This is a genomic window from Streptomyces sp. SID486 (assembly GCF_009865385.1).
In the GTDB taxonomy this organism is placed as follows: Bacteria; Actinomycetota; Actinomycetes; order Streptomycetales; family Streptomycetaceae; genus Streptomyces.
Window position 1 is genome coordinate 1 of record NZ_WWJT01000790.1, and the last position, 15,773, is coordinate 15,773.

Consider the following 15,773-nt stretch of genomic DNA (forward strand, 5'->3'; position numbering starts at 1 on the left):
GTGCCGGCGGCAGGTCCACCGGCAGCTCGTCCCTGTACTCCTATCCCGGCCCACCCTCGCCCGTGCCGGTCGGGTCGCCACACCGCAGGACCTTCAGCGACGGATACGCCGTCAGCCGATGGCACACCGTACGGGGTCCGGGTGTACGGGCCAGGTCGGCCTCGGTCTGGCCTGCGCCGAGGGCGAGTCCGAAAAACGGGATCGCGTCAAGCCCCATGCGTCGAACTGTCGTTGACGCCTGGTCGGCTGGACCGCGGTTTCCGTTGCCGGGGAGGCGCGATCCGTCCTGGAACCGCTCCCTGCGCGTCGTCCCCGCGCCGAAACAGGCCCTCCGCCCGGCTTCGGCCTCCTTCGGCGAACTCCGGCTCTGCCCAGGGAACAAGCGGAGTCGCCGGTTCGGTCCGCCACGAAGAATCGCGATTTGTGGTGATTCAGTGACGGCACCCACTCCCCTGCACCTGAGGTCCCGCGCGGCCTTGCTCCCGTCCGCGGACCGGACGGGAGTGAACTCCGCCCACCGAAATCGAATGCATGTGCTTTCATATTTTTCGCGGCGCATCTAGTTTCGGCCGCCGGTACTGAACGTTCCCCTTCCGAGGAGCCCGCCTTGCCGTTGCAGTCAGAGCACATCACGGGGTTGACGCACAGCAGGCCCCTTCCGCCCGCGACCGTCCACAAGGCAGCCCAGGACCAGGTGCTGTTGACCGACGCCAGGCGTGTCGGCGCGAACCGCTTCCTGATGGCGGCGCTATGGCCGGACGACCACGCGCTGTACCACCCCGACGCCCAGGGCAAGGGCGATCCGAGCTTCGTGGTGGAGTCGGTCCGGCAGGCCGCCATCCACCTGAGCCACGGGTTCTACGCCATACCCCGTGCGGAACGTGCCTTCGTCCTCGACCAGTTCGGCGTGGAGGTCCTGCCGCCCGGGCTGCCGCACGGACACGGCCGCCCGCTCCCCGTCGTCCTGGACATCTCCTGCTCGCACACGGTGGCACGGTCGGGCCGGGCCGACATGTCGCTGGAGGCCGACGTCCTCATCGGCGGGACGCTTTACGCGAGGGCCGCGGTGCGCTGGGTGGTCATGCCCTCCCGGCAGTACGACGTGCTGCGCCGACGCAACAGCCCGACGCCGACCGCCGGATCGCGCCGTCTGGGCAGCATGCCGACCGTGCCGCTCGGCCCCGAGGCCGTCGGGCGCCGCCTCACGCGCGACGTCCTGCTGGCCGACGCACCGGATCTCGCCCCGCTCAGCTGGCTGCTGACGATGGACCAGACCCACCCGGTCCTCTTCGACCACAGGTCCGACCACATCCCGGGCATGGTGCTGTTCGAAGCGATGCGTCAGGCCGCCCATGTGGCCGGCGGCGGCGGAACCGGCGGCCCGCAGCGCGTGGACGCGCAGTTCGAGTGCTTCGGTGAGCTCGACGTACCGGTCCTGATCACGGCCGAAGCCACCGGTGACGGGCCCGGAGCGGGAAGCCTGGTCCTCGCCGCCCAGCAGGGCGACCGTACGCTGGCCCGTGTCCGGGTGGCTCGCAGCGCGTACGCGGAGGCGGTGCCGTGCTGAACCCGGCGCCGGTCGCCGCCGCCGCGGCCCACGACGCCCGACGGATCGCCGGGGAACGCCGGCTCACCGCACAGGTCGCCGAGGCGGTGAGTGCGCAAGGCTTCGCACGGCACTTCGTCCCCGAGCGCTGGGGCGGCCGGGCCGGCACCTTCCGCCAACTGCTCGACGCGTCCGTGGCGGTGGCGGAGGAGTGCGCCTCCACCGCCTGGTGCGCCACGCTGTTCGCCGCGCACGGGCGCCTCGCCGCCTACCTTCCCGAGGAGGGACAGCGCGACCTGTGGGCCGCCTCCCCCGACGTCCGGATCGCCGCGGCGGTCGTCCCGCCGAGCGGTCACGCCACCCGGCAGGAGGACGGCTGGCGGCTCACCGGCAGCTGGCGGTACGCGAGCGGGATCGACGTGGCCGACTGGGTGCTGCTGGGCTCGTCGACCCCGGCCGCCGGGGCGGAACCGGGCGCGCAGCGGGACCACCGTGTCTTCGCGGTCCCCCGGGCCGAGGTGGACGTGCAGGACACCTGGCACGCCATGGGACTGCGCGGCACGGGCAGCAACACCGTCACGACGGACGGCGTCTTCGTACCCGCCCACCGCTCCTTCACCGTCGGCGACCTGATGCGTCCCATGCCCGGCGCCGCGCGCTGCCACAGCGTGCCGTTCCCCATGGTGGCGGCCCTGATGTTCGCCGCTCCTGCGCTGGGCGCGGCCCGGGCGGCCCTGTCCGCCTGGCGTACCGAGGCGAAGGATCGCGCCGCCGGCCCGGCGGGCGGACTCGCCCCCCGCCTCGCGCGGACGTACGCCCGGGTCAGCGGTGAACTGCGCGCGGCCGAGCTGTTGTTGACGGACGTGGCCGAGCGGGCGGACACCGCCCCGGTGACGGCGCTCGCCGTCGCCGAGTGCCGGCGGGACGCCACCAGGGCGGCCGCGATGTGCGCACGCGCCACCGACCTGCTCTTCCGCACCACCGGTGCGCACGGCCTCCTGGACGGCAACGCCGTGCAGGACCACTGGCGGGACGTCACCGCCGTGACGGCACACGCCACGCTCGACCCCGACGCCGCCGGCGAGGACTGGGCGCGCGCCGAACTGGAGGCGATGTGAACGGCGTTGCCGACACCGTACGCCGCGTGGCGTTCTTCGATGTCGACGAGACACTGATCTCGGCCAAGAGCATGGTCGCCTTCCACGACTGGCGGTTCCGCCAGGCGCGGGGCGCCCTGCCCTCCCTGGACGAGGTGGTGAAGAGCGCCGGACCGGGTGCCTCGCGCGCGGAGCTCAACCGGGCCTACTACCGCGCCTTCGCGGGGACCGCCGTGGCCGACCTGGCCGCGGCGGGCCGCCAGTGGTACGACGAATACCGCCGCGGCGCCCACGCCTTCGTCCCCGCCGCCGTGTCCGCCCTGCGCGAGCACGCCGCCGCCGGCCATCTCGTCGTCCTGGTGTCCGGATCCCACCACGCGTGTCTGGACCCGCTCGCCGAGGAGCTGGGGGCGGACCGGCTGCTGTGCACGGAACTGCGCGCCGACGCGGCGGGCCGCCTCACCGGCGAGCTCGCCCGGCCGATGATCGGCCCGGCGAAAGCCGAGGCGGTCCGCGCGCTGCTGGCCGAGACAGGCGTCGAGGCCCGGGACTGCTTCGCCTACGGCGATCACTCCAGCGACCTGCCGCTGCTCCAGAGCGTGGGTTCCGCCACGGTGGTGGGCGAGGACCCGGTGCTCCTCGGCCACGCGGCCCGCGAGGGGTGGGCGCGGCTGCCGGCGTCGGCCGGTCCCTGGCACGGTGACGCCGGGGCCGGTCAGGGCGGCGCGTCCCGGTCCTTCCCCCGCTCCCCCAGCCTGCGGTGACGGAGATTCGGCACCCGGCTCCGTTCCCCCCGATGGGTTACTCTCGGCTGAGCCGTACACGGAGGGGGATGGGACAGGTGAGGAACCGGCACACCACGTCCTGCCGGACGGATCAGGGGGTCGGCCCGGCCGCGCACCAGCCGGGCTCTCCGTTCGATCTGGACCGCGTCTACGCGTCCGCTCAGCGGTCCAGAGACGACGCCACACCGATGAAGCCCTGTTTCGTCCCCGCCTACCGCCGGCTGACCCAGTCCCTCGCCGAGGAGGCGGACCTCACCCCGACGGGCGTCGCCGTCGCGTACCGCAGGCTCGTCTCCGCGCTCGTGAACCAGATGGAGGTCCGCGAACTCGTCGAGAACAACTGCATCGACCCGGCGTTGTGGGGCGACGACGCCGTGTTCGTGCTGGGGCTGCCCGGCACCGGACTGTTCCGGCTGCAACGGCTGCTCAACCAGCACTCCGCGCTCAACATCCCCACGCTGTGGGAGATCCTCTCCCCCACCAGTGACTGGCGCCCCTGGCGCAGCCAGGCGCCCAGCGACGATCCGTTCGAGCACACGCTCTGGGCGCACCTGGAGCGACGAGACGGCTTCCGCGCCCCGGGCCTGGGCGCGCCCTACGGCGACCACCTGCTGCTGACCTACGCCTTCCACACCCCGTCGGCTTCCCTGGAGTACCGCATCCCCGCGTACGCCGACTGGCTCCAGGCCCAGGACGCCGGTGAGGCGTACCGCTTCCACCGCTACGCCCTGGCCGTCATCCTGGACCGGGTCCGCGGCGGCACCCCGCTGCTGGTGAACGAGTTCCACTCGCTGAAGCTGCCTGCCCTGCGCTCGGTGTACCCGCACGCCCGCGTCATCCGCGTCCACCGGGACCCGCTGGCGTCCCTGGCGAACGTGGTCGGCATCAGCGTGGTCCGCCGCCAGGCGTGGTCCCGCCGGGTGGACCCGGCGGACGTGACGGCCGAATGGGCGGGGCGTCTGAGCTCGGCGCTGACCGCGCCGGAATGGTGCGGTGCGGCGCTGCCGGGCCAGGACGTGCTCGACCTGGCGTACCCCGAGGTGATGGAGACACCGCTGCTCACGGTCCGGCGGATCTGCGACTTCCTGCGCATACCCCTGCCCACCGGCATAGAGCGGCGGGTGCTGGAGCAGTGCGACCAGTTGCCGCGCGAGCCGGGCGCCGCCGACCCGTTCTGCCTCGACGAGGAGGCGTTGCCGCGGTCCTTCCGTGAGCTGCGCGCCCAGTACTGCCGACAGTGGGGGCTTTCCGCGCTCTGAGGTCGTCCCGCCCGGCACTCTCCCGTGTTGTCTACGTCACTCCATGATTAATCATGTGTTAATGTCTCCATGCGGGGAGTCGTATTGGGGCGGCAGCTCCACACTGCGTGGAAGCGGCATGAGCCTGGAGGTTGGGCCTTGGCAACTATTTCCCGTCAGCGCGAAAGCGACGTCGAGCTGTGGTGGCAGCTGTCGCGGCTCTCCGGCTACGTCTCCCAGGTGGTCGAGCGCAAGCTGCTGCGCTCGCACGGCATCGCGCTGACCGACTTCGTCGCCCTGAGCACCATCCGGGAGGCGGGGCAGCGAACCCTCCAGATGCAGGAGCTCGCCGACGAGATGGGCCTGAACCAGTCGACGCTCAGCCGGGTCGCCGCCCGTCTGGAGCGCAGTGAACTGGTCAAGCGCGGCAACAGCGAGCACGACCGGCGGTGCATCGTCATCGAACTCACCGACACCGGCCGCCAGGAGCTGGAGCGCTACACCGAGACCTTCCGCCGCGAGCTGAGCACCGCCTTCGAGATGGCGGCGCTCTCCCCGGCCCTGTCCCCGCTGCTGAGCCGGGTCCGGACAGAGCAGTGAGCGACGGCGGGTTCCTGCGCTCGGCAGGAACCCGCCGGATCACCGAACGGGCTCAGAAGAGCAGCACCACCTTGCCGCTCAGGCCTCCCGCCTCGAACTGCTCGTGCGCCGCACGCACCTCGGTGAAGGGGTGGTGCGCGGCCACCCGCACCCGCAGCCGGCCGGCGTCGACCAGCTGCACGAGTTCGGCGAGGTCCTTCTCGCTCTCCTGCACGTAGCTCTTGGCGGCACCCGGCACGTCCGGCAGGGGGTCGTCGGAGATCGAGACGTACAGGCCGCCCGCGGCGAGGGCCGCCGAGACATCCGCACCCGCGGTGTCGAGCACCGCGTCGTAGACCCCCTCGGGCAGGTCGGACGCCATGTCCACCACGGTCTCGGCCCCCAGTTCCCTCACCGGCGCCAGGTGCTCGGGGCGCGAGACCAGCGCGTCGACCGCCACCCCGGCCCGGCGCGCCAACTGCACCGCGAGGCCGCCCACGGCGCCCGCGCCCCCGGTGACCAGGAGGCGGGTGCGGCTCTCCAGCTTGAGCGCGGCGAGCGCCTGCACCGCGGTCGTGCCGGCCAGCGGCAGGGTCGCGGCCTCGGCCAGGGTGAGGGTGGCCGGGGCGCGGGTCACCAGGTGCTCGGGCAGACTCACCAGCTCGGCCCAGGTTCCCCGGCCGGTGGCGACCTGCGCGGACATGGCGATCACCCGGTCGCCGACCGCGAACCTGGCGGACGAGCCGCCGACGACGACGCCGGCCAGGTCCCAGCCCAGGGTCATCGGGAATGCGGGGCCCACGTCCCAGGCCCGCGTCTTCCAGTCCACCGGGTTGAGGCTGCTGGCGACCGTCCGGATCAGGACCTCGCCGGGGCCCGGCTGCGGGTCGGCGACCTCCCGGACGGTGAGTACCTCGGGTCCTCCGTGGACGTCGATCTGTACGGCGCGCATGACGCGAACTCCTCTTCTTTCGGGGTGGGTTCAGGCGGTGGTGGGGGTACGGGTGCCGGCCTGGGCGGCCGGGGCGTCGCTGCGCCGCCGGGGCAGCGCGTAGCAGGAGACGACCAGGCCCAGGGCGCTGAGCACCGCGCCGGCGAGGCCGGTCCAGCGCAGCTCACCGGCCGCGACGATGACGCCACCGATCGCCGACCCCATGGCGGTGGCCAGCTGGAAGGCCCCGACGTTGACGGAGACCGCCAGCGTGGGCGCCTCCTGGGCGTGACGCAGGATGAGGCCCTGGAGCGGGGCGATGGTGGCCGTGGCGAGCAGGCCGAGAAGCAGCACGGCCAGGACGGCGGTCGGCTTGTAGGTGATGGCGAAGGGTGTGCAGGCGAGCAACAGTGCCAGGGCGGCGAAGACGCCGCGCAGGGTGGCCGCCGGGGCCCGGTCGGTCAGGCGCCCCGCGATGATGTTGCCGATGAAGCTGCCGGCGCCGTAGGCCAGGAGCAGCACCGAGACCACGAACGCGGCGAACCCGGTGACGTCCGTGAGCAGCGGCGCGATGTAGGTGAACACCGTGGCCACGCCCGCGAACCCGACGGCGGTGGTGGCGATGGCGAGCAGGACCGGGCGCTGCGCCATGACCCTGATCTCGGCGCGGGCGCCGGCCGACTCGGCGGCCTGACGCGGCAGTACGACGGCCAGCAGCGCGGTGCCGAGCAGGGTCAGGGCCGTCAGGACGATGAACGGCGTGCGCCACGTGGTCCGTTCGCCCAGCAGCGCACCCAGCGGCACGCCGAGCAGGGTGGCCACGGTCAGGCCGGAGACCACGGCCGCCGTCGCCCTTCCCACCTTCTCCTCGGGCACCACCCGGCTGGCGACCACCAGGGACAGCGCGAAGAAGGCCGCGTGGCTCAGCGAGGACAGCACACGGCCGAGGAGCAGCACCTCGTACGACCCCGCGAACGCGCTGACCGCACTGCCGACCGCGAACAGCAGCATGAGGGACAGGGCGAGGCCCTTGCGTGGCATGCGGGCGGTGAGCAGGGTCACGACCGGGCCGCCGATGACCACCCCGAGCCCGTACGCGGTGACGGTCTGCCCGGCCGCACCCACCGACACGCCCAGGTCGTGGGCGACCTGCGGAAGGAGTCCGGCGATGAGGTACTCGGACGTCCCCACCACGAACACGGACACGCACAAGGCCGTGAGAATGAGTGAGCTCTTTTTCATGCCGTCACGCTAAAGTCTGACATTGGTGTGAGAGTCAAGTCGAGGAGGGCCACCATGCGCATGGGCGAGATGGCGCGGCGGACCGGGGTCAGCGAGCGGCTGCTGCGCTACTACGAGGAACAGGGCCTGCTGGCGCCGACCCGCCTGCCCAGCGGTTACCGCGTCTACTGCGAGCAGGACGTCGAGACGGTGCGCCGCATCCGCACGCTGCTCACCGCCGGACTGACCACGGACACCATCGCGAGGGTGCTGCCGTGCGTCCGCGAGGAGGGCGAGCGGCTGGTGCCCGTGTGTCAGGACCTGGTGGCGCAGCTACGCCGGGAGCGGGAGCGGATCACCCGCGCCATCAACGACCTCCAGAGCTCTCGCAGCATGCTGGACACCGTGATCGAGGCCTCCCCCGCGTCCGCGGCAGCGGGGCTCCAGCCGGCCTGAGGGGCCGCCGGGCGGGTGGGGTCACGGCAGGGTCTCCTGCTGTCGGTATCCGATGAAGTCCCTGACGAGGCGCACCACTTCGGGGGTGCGCTCGAAGACGGCCATATGCCCGCAGTCGAGTTCGGCGTACCGGCTGTCGCTGATGGCCCGCTGGGTCTGACGGGCGTGCCGTACGGGGATCCAGTGGTCGTAGGCGGCGCCGACCACCAGGGTGGGCGCCTGGATGCGGTGCAGCCGGTCGCGGATGTCGACCGCGGCGGCCAGTTCCATCTGGCGCAGCACGCCGGTCTCGGCGGTGATCAGCTTCAGCCCCGCCTCGATGCCGTCGGCGCCGAGGGCCGCGAGATGGGGCGCGGAGAACACCGACAGGGCGGTGAACTCCTGGTGGCTGCGCTCGTCCAGGCCCGGGAGCCGCTGCCACAGGTCCATCAGCAGGCGCTGGCGCGGATCGTCGTTGCGCGTCCACGGGCAGATCAGCACCAGCCGCCGTACGCGTTCCGGACAGGCGGCCGCGGCCGCCGCGGCGACCACCGACCCGAGGGAGAAGCCCACTACGTCGACCGGTCCGTCCGTCACCGCGCCCGCCGCCGCCATGACCTGCTCCGCCAGCAGGTCGACGGTCAGCGGGTGCGGTCCGAGAGGGGTCCCGCCGCTGCCCGCGAAGTCCGGTGTGATGACGGTCCGCCGGGGGGTGAACGCGTCGACCATGTGGTCGAAGTTGGTCGCGGAGTCGGTGCCGGTGGCGTGCACGAACAGCAGGCCGGGTCCCTGGCCACGGGCTCGGTAGTGAACCGGTGAGTCGCGTACGGAGACGGTGGGCACGGTGTCTCTTCCTGTCGTGGGCCGACCGGGTCGGCGCGGGGCGGGGGTCTCACCAGCCGCCGGCCGGAGCCGTGCGCCGGATCTCGGGCAGTGCGGCGGCCAGCACCGTGGGGAACCAGGCGGAGAACGGCGCCCGGCGACGCAGGGCGCCGAGCCCGGCGGCGTCGACGAGGGCCGTCTCGTGCACCTCGGCCGGGTCGGGCCGGGGGGCCAGGGACGTCACACCGACGAAGAGGTGGTTGTACTCGTGCTCGACCAGGCCCGATGCCTCGTCCGCGTGGTGGTACACGACCGTGCCGGCGGCACGCAGCCCCCGCGGGGTCAGTCCCAGCTCCTCGCGGGTACGACGGGTGGCGGCCGCGGCGGGGTCCTCGCCGGGGTGGGGGTGGCCGCAGCAGGTGTTGGACCACACGCCCGCGGAGTGGTACTTGGTCAGCGCGCGGCGCTGTAGCAGCATCCTTCCGTCGGGCGCGAACAGGAACACCGAGAAGGCGCGGTGCAGCGTGCCGGGTTGCCGGTGGACGCTGAGCTTCTCCGCCTCGCCGATGGTCTCCCCCTGCGGGGTCACCACCTCCAGCAGCACGGGCGCGGCCGTCATGCGCCCACCTGCCCGGGACCGGCGGCCGGCGGCACGACGCCCACGGCCACGGTGTTGCCCTCGCTGATGTAACCCTGCGGGTGCCGCAGCGGGTTCTCCTCGCCGTCCGGGTCCAGGAAGGGTTCCCAGTCACCGGCGAAGCCGAGGTCGAGGGCCTGCCGGGCGATGCGGGCGCAGGCCAGCGCGTAGAACCGCAGGGCGGCGGGCGGCAGCGGCGCGTGGTGCTCGATCAGCATGGTGTGCTGCCGTACGGACACCAGCCCTGCGGCGCTGAGTACCCGGTGCAGGTCGCGGGTGCGCAGCAGCTGGCGCGCGTACCCCTGGGTGCGGGCCGCGTGCCGGAAGAAGTCCGTGAACAGGAAGGGGTCCGCCGGGCGTGCGGTGATCAGGGAGGCGTCCAGGTCCTTCACGGCCACGATGCCGCCGGGGCGCACGACCCTGTGCATCTCCCGCAGCGCGCGGGCGAGTTCGTCGTCGTCGAGATACTGGGTGGTGTTGGCGCACCAGACGGCGTCGAAGGTGTCGTCCGGGTAGGGCAGGTCCAGGATGTCGCCCTGCCGCACGTCGAAGGCGCATTCGGCGCGGATGTGCTGCGTCCGCCGCGCGGCCAGCGCGGCGTTCTCCTCGGCGAGGTCGACGGCGCAGACCTGGCCGTGCGGTCCGACCAGGTCGGCCAGCCACGGCAGGAAGGCGCCGCTGCCGCAGCCCGCGTCGAGCACGCGCCAGCCGGCCCGGATGCCGGCCTGGTCGAGAGCCGCCTGGTACTGCGGTGCGCAGGCGTCGAAGTGGGCCTGGACGATCTCCTCGTGGGTGAAACCCAGCCCGGTGGACGCGGCGTAGCCCCACGCCGCGTGGTCTTTCGTCAGCATGTTCCGTTACCTGTTCCGATCTGCCGTGGCGGCGTCGTCGAGCAGTGCGGTGAGGAGGTCGGTGACCGCCTGTGGTGCCTCCACCGGCTGGAGGTGGCCGGTGGCCGGCAAGGTGACCAGTCGCCCGCGGGGCAGGGCGTCGGCCATGGCGAGGGCCTCCTTCTCGGCGACCAGCTCGTCCTCCGCGCCCGTGACGACGAGGGCGGGGACGTCCGTGCCGCGCAGCAGGTCGAGGGAGTCGGGGCGGGCGGCGATGGCGCGCTGGGCCCAGGCGACCGCCTCCGGGGCGGCGGCCCGCGCCATCGCCGTGACCTCGTCGACCAGGTCCGGCCGGCGGGCGCGGGTGGTGGCGCCCAGCAGCAGGGGTGTGGTCCGGCGGACCACCTGGTCGCGCAGGGTGTCGTCCAGCACCAGCTCGGCGAACCGGTGGCGTTCGCCGGCCGCCTCGGGGCTGTCGGCGGCGGCCCGGGTGGCGAACAGGGCGAGGGCGCGCACACGGTGGGGGTGCCGGCGCAGGAAGGCCATGGCCGCGTAACCGCCCATGGAGCAGCCCGCGAGCGCCACCGTGGGCAGGTCGTGGGCGTCGAGGAGGGCGGCGAGGTCGTCGGCGACGGCGTCCAGCGACGGCGGCTCGGTACCGAGCGGGGTGGCGCCGAAGCCGCGCTGGTCGGGGGCGAGGACGGTATGGCCGCGCGCCCGCAGCGCAGCCGCCTGGGCCTGCCACATGGCGGAGCTGAGCGGCAGGGCGTGCAGCAGGACGACCGGGAGGCCGGTCGCGGCCGTCACCGGGTGCTCCGCTCGGCGCCTCGCTCCGCGTCGGCGACGAGGGCGGCCGCCTTCGGGTGCAGCGGCGCGTCGCGCAGCCAGGCGAGCGTCACCGGGGCCGGGGGCAGGTCGTGCACCGGCACGGCCCTGATGTGCGGCGGCAGGATCGCCTCCAGCGACCGGAACGACAGGTGGACGGCACGGGTCGTGGAGAGGATCTCCACCATCCCCTCCACGGTGGTCATCGGGTGGACGCGGCGGACGGGCGTGCCGGCGGGCGTGCGGGGCGGGACGACCTCGTCCCAGACGTACGGGGGGAAGTCACCGGGGCAGCTGAAGGCGTCGTAACGGGCCGCCTCCTCGACGGAGACGGTGGCGCGGTCCGCGAGGGGATGGTCCGCGGCGACGATCAGGGCACGGCCGTCGAAGGCCACGGGGCGGCTGAGGGCGATGTCCGCCTCACGCAGGGCGTACTTGACGATCATGATGTCGGCGGTGTGCTCGCGCAGGGGGCGGAACGGCTCGGCGACGTCGTACGGGACGAACTCCACGTCCTGCGGGTCGTGTCCGGCGGCGGTGATGATGCCGCTCGCGAGATGTGGCGCACCGTGGATGCCGAGCCGGACGGGACGCGTCGCCTCGGGTGGGGCGGTGAGCAGGGGTTCGGTCACCTTCGGTTCTCCTTGGTCAGTCCGGCGTAGGCCCGGAGCTCGTGGCGGTGGGGGTCGGCGTCGACTCGCAGGGCGGCGAACGGGACGGTGAGGCCGGCCAGGCGCGGCACGGAGCGCAGGGTCAGCCGGTCCCCGGGAGCGATCAGCCCGTCCAGCACCGACTCGCTGAGGAGGTGGTTGACGTGGACGAGCAGCCGGGACACGGTGACCTGGGCCGTGGCGACGTACAGGTCCCGGTGGACCGGGGGCCGGGTGGCGGGGCCGGGTTCGGACGGGCCGGGCACGGTGACCGTGACCGGAGCCCAGGCGGACAACGTCCGGTCGCCGCTGAACGTCTTCAGCAGGCGCCGCAGCGCGGTGGTCCGACCGTCGGCGGCCGGGCCGGTCCAGGCGACCGAGCCGTCGTCGGCCACGTGGTCGAACGTGAACCGGTGCGCCAGGTTGTCCGGCCGGCCCGCCAGGTAGACGGTGCGGGTGAAGGACCGCCGCCACGGTTCGGCCCGTTCGGCCGGCAGGGACAGCGCGAAGCGGCACGTCTCGCGCACCCAGTCCGGCAGGCGGAAACGCCCGACGACCGTGACGACCAGCGCGCCGCCGGCGTTGTCCGCCGACTCGGCGCCGGCGAGCGCGGCCTTGGCGCCGAGCAGCCCGTCCGGGGTGGACAGGTCAAGCTGCGCGGCCAGCTCCGGGCGGGCGGCGCGCAGCCGGTCGGCCGCGATGCTGTGCAGGAGTTCGGGGCTGAGCGTCATAGGAACACCGTGGTCAGCAGGGAGGGTTCGGGACGGCGGCCCCGCCCCAGCAGGGACGAGGTGAGCCGGTAGGGGTCGACGTACGTGTGGTCACGCCGGTGGGGTTCCAGCAGGGCGGCCGGCGCGGCCTGTCCCGCACTCGTGGTCTCCTCGGCCCGGCGCAGCAGCTGCTCGGCCCGGACCAGGCTCTTGCGCAGCAGGTCGTGCCGGAACGACTCCTGCTGCCCGGGGCCGAGCGTGGCGATGAAGTACAGGCGTACTCCGAGCCGCACGACCTCGGGGCGGTGGTCGTCGCCGAGAGCCCGCAGCAGGGCACCGACCGTGTGGTCGTGCCAGCCACCATGCCGGGCGGAGGTGATCCTGCCGTCGATCGGCACCCGGCCCACCGGTACCCGGCGCACCGTGGTCGCCCGGTGGCCGAGGACCCGCTCCAGCAGCTGGTAGTCCGGGTCCAGCTCCCGGTCGTACAGCAGCACGACCTCGTCGTGGCCGGGAACCAGCGGCAGCAGTTCGCGCAGCGCGCAGGCCAGGTAGTTGGGGCGGCCGTCGGCCGTGACGATCTGGCGCAGCGGCAGCCCGAACCGGGTGGCGTCGAGGTAGACCGGACCGCCCAGCTCCCGCTGGTCCAGTCCCAGGCCGGCGGCGACAAGGTACTCGACCGTCTCCTGAAGGCCCCACGCGGGCGGCTGGTGCGCCAGCAGGCCCGGGTCGTGCAGGCCGAGCCGCTCGTAGTGCCCGGTCCACAGCCGCAGGATCCGGGCGCTGGCGGGGTGCACGTAGCCGTTGTCCTCCACGGCCTCGGCGTACGGGCGCAGTGCCTCGGTGGTGGTCGGCCTCCCCTCGGCCCGGTAGCGGACGTAGAACTCGCCGATCTCCTCCTCGGACAGCGATCCGTAGTCGGTGTCGCCCAGCGTGCGGTCGAGGAACTCCCAGAAGCCCAGTGTCTGTTCGGTGGGGTGGTAGGTCGTGTGGCTGTAGCGGTACGTCACGTCGGCGAGCGGCGCGGTGGCCCGGTACATCACGTCCGTCCAGAGCAGCCCCTTGAGGTGACTCGGGGTCAGCGGCTTCGACGGCGTCACGGTGATCGGTGCCAGCAGTACCTTGGGGCGGGTGCCGCCCATCAGCGCGGCACCTCCCCCGGGGTGAGGGCGGCGAGCAGTTCCGCCCGGCTCGGCGGGCGCCGGCCGGGTCCGGCGGGGTGGGAGGCAGCGGCGCGGACCCGGTCCCGGAAGGCGGCGGTGTCGAAGACCTCCGCGGGCGTGTTCAGGCCCATCAGGACGCGCACGAGGCCCCGCCAGACGGTCCGGTCGGCCGCCGCGGCGCGCGCCACCTCGGGCAGGGCGGGGCGGCCGGGCGCGGCGGGCGGCACCGGCGGCGGTGTGCCGCCCTCGGCGCGGGCCCGCCACAGCCGGGAGCGGGTGAAGCTGTCGTGCACGGCCTGCTCGTACCAGGGACGGTGGATCTCGTCGGCGATCCGCACCGCGCGCTCGCTCTGGTCCTCCCCCACCCGCGGGTGGGCGCCGAGGAGTTCGGCCAGCCGGAAGGCGTGGTGGAGGGCGAGGGACATGCCCCGTCCGAACAGCGGGTCGGTGACGCATGCGGCGTCCCCGACCGGGAACAGTCCGGCGACCTGCCGGCGGCCGGGCCGGGCCGTGGAGCGGAGGATGTTCGGCGGCATGCTGATGGCCCGGACGTCCGTCAGCGGCTCCGCGACCCGCTCGTCGGTCCACTCCGTCACGTAGGGGGAGAGCCGGGCGGCGGCGGTGAAGGCGGCGGGCTCGCGCAGCACGTCCGTGGCCGGGTCGGCGGTGGGCGTGCCGACGGCGACGGCGAAGGTCCCGTTGTCGGCGGGGTGCACGACCGCCGCGTAGTGGTCCCAGATGCCGCCGGCGGCGTTGCCGCGGTTGAGCGGCCCCGGCAGGGCGCCGTCCGGCGCGGTCAGCCGGTAGAACCGGGTGAAGCAGCGCAGCTGCGTGGGCCCGGTGAGATCCTCGCCGAGGGGGATGCCGGCCCGGGAGAGCCAGGACAGGGACGCCGCCTTGCGGCCGGTGGCGTCCACCACGAACCGGGCCGGTATCCGTGTCCCGTCGTCCGTCACGACTCCGGTCACCCGTGACCGGGACGGGTCGAGGAGCAGCCCCCGTACCGCCGTGCCGTGCTCGACCGTGACACCGGGCAGCGCGCGCACCGCGCGGTGCAGCAGCAGTTCGAGGAAGGTACGGCGTACGGCCAGGGCGGTCAGCTCGTGGTCCGCCGCGGCCCAGGGGTCGGCCGGCCCGCACGGGTCGCCGGCCGCCGGAGCCGCCTCCGTGAGGTCCAGCAGCCGCGCCCCCTCCTCGAGCGCCGTGTCGAGCAGGCGGGGAGCCCGACGGCGCAGCACCCGCACGCCGAGCGAGGTGAGGATGTGGGAGTGGTCGGCCTGCGGCACGGTGGGCCGGTGCCACAGCTCGGCGGCCTTGGCGGCGGGTCCGTCCGGCGGCGGAGCCGAGCGCTCCAGGATCCGTACGGCTTGGCCGCGCTCGGCGAGCGCCAGGGCGGTGGCCAGGCCGGCCACGCTGCCGCCGACGATGACGGCGGGCGCGGTCAACGGCGTCGTCCGTGGACGAAGAACACCCGGCGCACGTCCTTGACGTGGCGCGGCGGGACCGGATCGGGCCAGCGGCCGAAGTCGGCGCCCGGCTCGCCGGGCTGGGCGGCCTCGACGGCGAAGCCGTAGGTCTCGAAGAGGGCCTCGGGCTCGTCGCTGCCGAACAGCCAGGGGCAGCCCCAGCCCTCGAAGACGTCCAGCAGGCCCCGCATGTGCGGCAGGGTCAGCGCGGCCTCGTTCACCAGGTCGGCGGCTATGCGGCTGCCGGGTGCCATGACGGCGGCCACACGGTGCAGCATGCGGTGCGTGTCCGCCTCGGGGATGTAGTACAGCAGCCCCTCGAGCAGCCAGGTGGACGGCAGCGACGGGTCGTAGCCGGCGTCGACGAGTCGCTGCTCCCAGTCGTCGGCGGTCAGGTCGACGGCGACGACGCGGTGGTCCACGCGCGGGGTGACGCCCTGCAGGCGCTCGCCCTTGAACGCCAGCACGGCCGGCCGGTCGACCTCGAAGTAGCGGATGTGGTCCGGCCAGTCGATCCGGTAGGCGCGGGAGTCCATGCCGGAGGGTGCCAGGACGATCTGCGTCATCGCCGGGTCCTGCGCGGCGTCGGTGAGGAAGTCGTCGAAGAACCGGGTCCGGATGGCGTTGTAGTCGGGCGTGCTGGGCAGGGAGCGCGGCCGGTCGGGCGGGAAGGTGGCGTCTCGTACCTCGGCCAGGAGCTCGGGGCCGGTGTCGCCGGCCAGGCGGGCGGCGTAGGGGTCTTCGTAGAGGCGGTCGTCGCGCAGGGTCTCGGCGGCGCGCAGGGCGGCGGTGAGCAGGGCGGTGCGCTCCACCGGGTTCAGCAGGTTGGTCATGGCTT

The 15,773-nt window shown here is 73.6% G+C and carries 17 protein-coding genes and 1 pseudogene; 6 read left to right on the forward strand and 12 right to left on the reverse strand.

The features are described 5' to 3' along the window. Positions 1 to 43 precede the first annotated feature (43 nt). Positions 44 to 133, reverse strand: a pseudogene (locus GT045_RS40340) (peptidyl-prolyl cis-trans isomerase); the annotation flags it as partial. A gap of 474 nt (positions 134 to 607) precedes the next feature. Here GT045_RS40340 and GT045_RS37490 point away from each other — a divergent pair. From GT045_RS37490 to GT045_RS37510, 5 genes are all read left to right on the forward strand, one after another. Further along, positions 608 to 1,567 (forward strand): ScbA/BarX family gamma-butyrolactone biosynthesis protein, encoded by a 960-nt coding sequence (locus tag GT045_RS37490; RefSeq protein ID WP_161291215.1) that lies wholly within the window; start codon positions 608 to 610, stop codon positions 1,565 to 1,567. Beyond that, positions 1,561 to 2,664, forward strand: coding sequence for an oxidoreductase (locus GT045_RS37495; protein ID WP_161336944.1), 1,104 nt, complete (start codon positions 1,561 to 1,563; stop codon positions 2,662 to 2,664). Before GT045_RS37490 ends, GT045_RS37495 begins: the two co-directional genes overlap by 7 nt. Before the next feature lie 26 nt (positions 2,665 to 2,690). After that, positions 2,691 to 3,407, forward strand: coding sequence for an HAD-IB family hydrolase (locus GT045_RS37500; RefSeq protein WP_345942878.1), 717 nt, complete (start codon positions 2,691 to 2,693; stop codon positions 3,405 to 3,407). 209 nt (positions 3,408 to 3,616) lie between these two features. Beyond that, positions 3,617 to 4,687 carry a sulfotransferase gene (locus tag GT045_RS37505; protein ID WP_161291211.1) on the forward strand — a complete coding sequence of 357 codons (1,071 nt, stop codon included), beginning with the start codon at positions 3,617 to 3,619 and terminating at the stop codon, positions 4,685 to 4,687. Between the two features lie 138 nt (positions 4,688 to 4,825). Further along, on the forward strand, positions 4,826 to 5,266 hold the full coding sequence (locus GT045_RS37510) for a MarR family transcriptional regulator (protein ID WP_161291209.1): 441 nt from the start codon (positions 4,826 to 4,828) through the stop codon (positions 5,264 to 5,266). Positions 5,267 to 5,318: 52 nt separating this feature from the next. Here the strand turns inward: GT045_RS37510 and GT045_RS37515 are convergent, their stop codons facing one another. Both GT045_RS37515 and GT045_RS37520 read right to left on the reverse strand, forming a co-directional pair. Further along, on the reverse strand, positions 5,319 to 6,197 hold the full coding sequence (locus GT045_RS37515; RefSeq protein ID WP_161291207.1) for an NADP-dependent oxidoreductase: 879 nt from the start codon (positions 6,195 to 6,197) through the stop codon (positions 5,319 to 5,321). Positions 6,198 to 6,227: 30 nt separating this feature from the next. Further along, a complete protein-coding gene (locus GT045_RS37520; protein ID WP_161336945.1) occupies positions 6,228 to 7,418 on the reverse strand; it encodes an MFS transporter in 1,191 nt (396 codons plus the stop codon). Between the two features lie 54 nt (positions 7,419 to 7,472). On the opposite strand from GT045_RS37520, the gene GT045_RS37525 reads away from it, so the two are divergent. Beyond that, on the forward strand, positions 7,473 to 7,853 hold the full coding sequence (locus GT045_RS37525) for a MerR family transcriptional regulator (protein ID WP_161289828.1): 381 nt from the start codon (positions 7,473 to 7,475) through the stop codon (positions 7,851 to 7,853). Positions 7,854 to 7,874: 21 nt separating this feature from the next. Here GT045_RS37525 and GT045_RS37530 read toward each other — a convergent pair whose 3' ends face one another. Genes GT045_RS37530 through GT045_RS37570 form a run of 9 tightly spaced genes read right to left on the reverse strand, consistent with a single transcriptional unit; the run spans position 7,875 to position 15,768 of the window. After that, positions 7,875 to 8,675, reverse strand: a complete 801-nt coding sequence (locus tag GT045_RS37530) for an alpha/beta hydrolase (protein WP_161289825.1) — start codon at positions 8,673 to 8,675, stop codon at positions 7,875 to 7,877. 49 nt (positions 8,676 to 8,724) lie between these two features. Beyond that, the gene (idi, locus tag GT045_RS37535; RefSeq protein WP_161336946.1) at positions 8,725 to 9,273 is read right to left on the reverse strand and encodes an isopentenyl-diphosphate Delta-isomerase; all 549 of its coding nucleotides are present in this window, start codon (positions 9,271 to 9,273) and stop codon (positions 8,725 to 8,727) included. Further along, on the reverse strand, positions 9,270 to 10,142 hold the full coding sequence (locus GT045_RS37540) for a class I SAM-dependent methyltransferase (protein WP_161336947.1): 873 nt from the start codon (positions 10,140 to 10,142) through the stop codon (positions 9,270 to 9,272). The genes idi and GT045_RS37540 overlap by 4 nt, the downstream gene beginning before the upstream one ends. Before the next feature lie 6 nt (positions 10,143 to 10,148). Continuing rightward, positions 10,149 to 10,928, reverse strand: coding sequence for an alpha/beta hydrolase (locus GT045_RS37545; RefSeq protein ID WP_161289817.1), 780 nt, complete (start codon positions 10,926 to 10,928; stop codon positions 10,149 to 10,151). Continuing rightward, a complete protein-coding gene (locus tag GT045_RS37550) occupies positions 10,925 to 11,578 on the reverse strand; it encodes a LysR family transcriptional regulator substrate-binding protein (RefSeq protein WP_161336948.1) in 654 nt (217 codons plus the stop codon). Before GT045_RS37550 ends, GT045_RS37545 begins: the two co-directional genes overlap by 4 nt. Then, positions 11,575 to 12,327, reverse strand: coding sequence for a DUF6182 family protein (locus tag GT045_RS37555; protein WP_161336949.1), 753 nt, complete (start codon positions 12,325 to 12,327; stop codon positions 11,575 to 11,577). Before GT045_RS37555 ends, GT045_RS37550 begins: the two co-directional genes overlap by 4 nt. Continuing rightward, positions 12,324 to 13,448, reverse strand: a complete 1,125-nt coding sequence (locus GT045_RS37560; protein ID WP_161336950.1) for a hypothetical protein — start codon at positions 13,446 to 13,448, stop codon at positions 12,324 to 12,326. Before GT045_RS37560 ends, GT045_RS37555 begins: the two co-directional genes overlap by 4 nt. Then, entirely contained in the window at positions 13,448 to 14,914 is a 1,467-nt protein-coding gene (locus GT045_RS37565; protein ID WP_161336951.1) for an FAD-dependent oxidoreductase, read from the reverse strand. Before GT045_RS37565 ends, GT045_RS37560 begins: the two co-directional genes overlap by 1 nt. Beyond that, positions 14,911 to 15,768 carry an SAM-dependent methyltransferase gene (locus tag GT045_RS37570; protein ID WP_161295179.1) on the reverse strand — a complete coding sequence of 286 codons (858 nt, stop codon included), beginning with the start codon at positions 15,766 to 15,768 and terminating at the stop codon, positions 14,911 to 14,913. Before GT045_RS37570 ends, GT045_RS37565 begins: the two co-directional genes overlap by 4 nt. Positions 15,769 to 15,773 lie beyond the last annotated feature (5 nt).

Excerpts from the sequence above, each read along its gene's own strand:
- GT045_RS37505 (WP_161291211.1), top strand. The coding sequence starts at position 3,617 with ATGAAGCCCTGTTTCGTCCCCGCCTACCGCCGGCTGACCCAGTCCCTC.
- GT045_RS37515 (WP_161291207.1), bottom strand. The coding sequence starts at position 6,197 with ATGCGCGCCGTACAGATCGACGTCCACGGAGGACCCGAGGTACTCACC.
- GT045_RS37520 (WP_161336945.1), bottom strand. The coding sequence starts at position 7,418 with ATGAAAAAGAGCTCACTCATTCTCACGGCCTTGTGCGTGTCCGTGTTC.
- GT045_RS37525 (WP_161289828.1), top strand. The coding sequence starts at position 7,473 with ATGCGCATGGGCGAGATGGCGCGGCGGACCGGGGTCAGCGAGCGGCTG.
- idi (WP_161336946.1), bottom strand. The coding sequence starts at position 9,273 with ATGACGGCCGCGCCCGTGCTGCTGGAGGTGGTGACCCCGCAGGGGGAG.
- GT045_RS37540 (WP_161336947.1), bottom strand. The coding sequence starts at position 10,142 with ATGCTGACGAAAGACCACGCGGCGTGGGGCTACGCCGCGTCCACCGGG.
- GT045_RS37555 (WP_161336949.1), bottom strand. The coding sequence starts at position 12,327 with ATGACGCTCAGCCCCGAACTCCTGCACAGCATCGCGGCCGACCGGCTG.
- GT045_RS37560 (WP_161336950.1), bottom strand. The coding sequence starts at position 13,448 with ATGGGCGGCACCCGCCCCAAGGTACTGCTGGCACCGATCACCGTGACG.
- GT045_RS37570 (WP_161295179.1), bottom strand. The coding sequence starts at position 15,768 with ATGACCAACCTGCTGAACCCGGTGGAGCGCACCGCCCTGCTCACCGCC.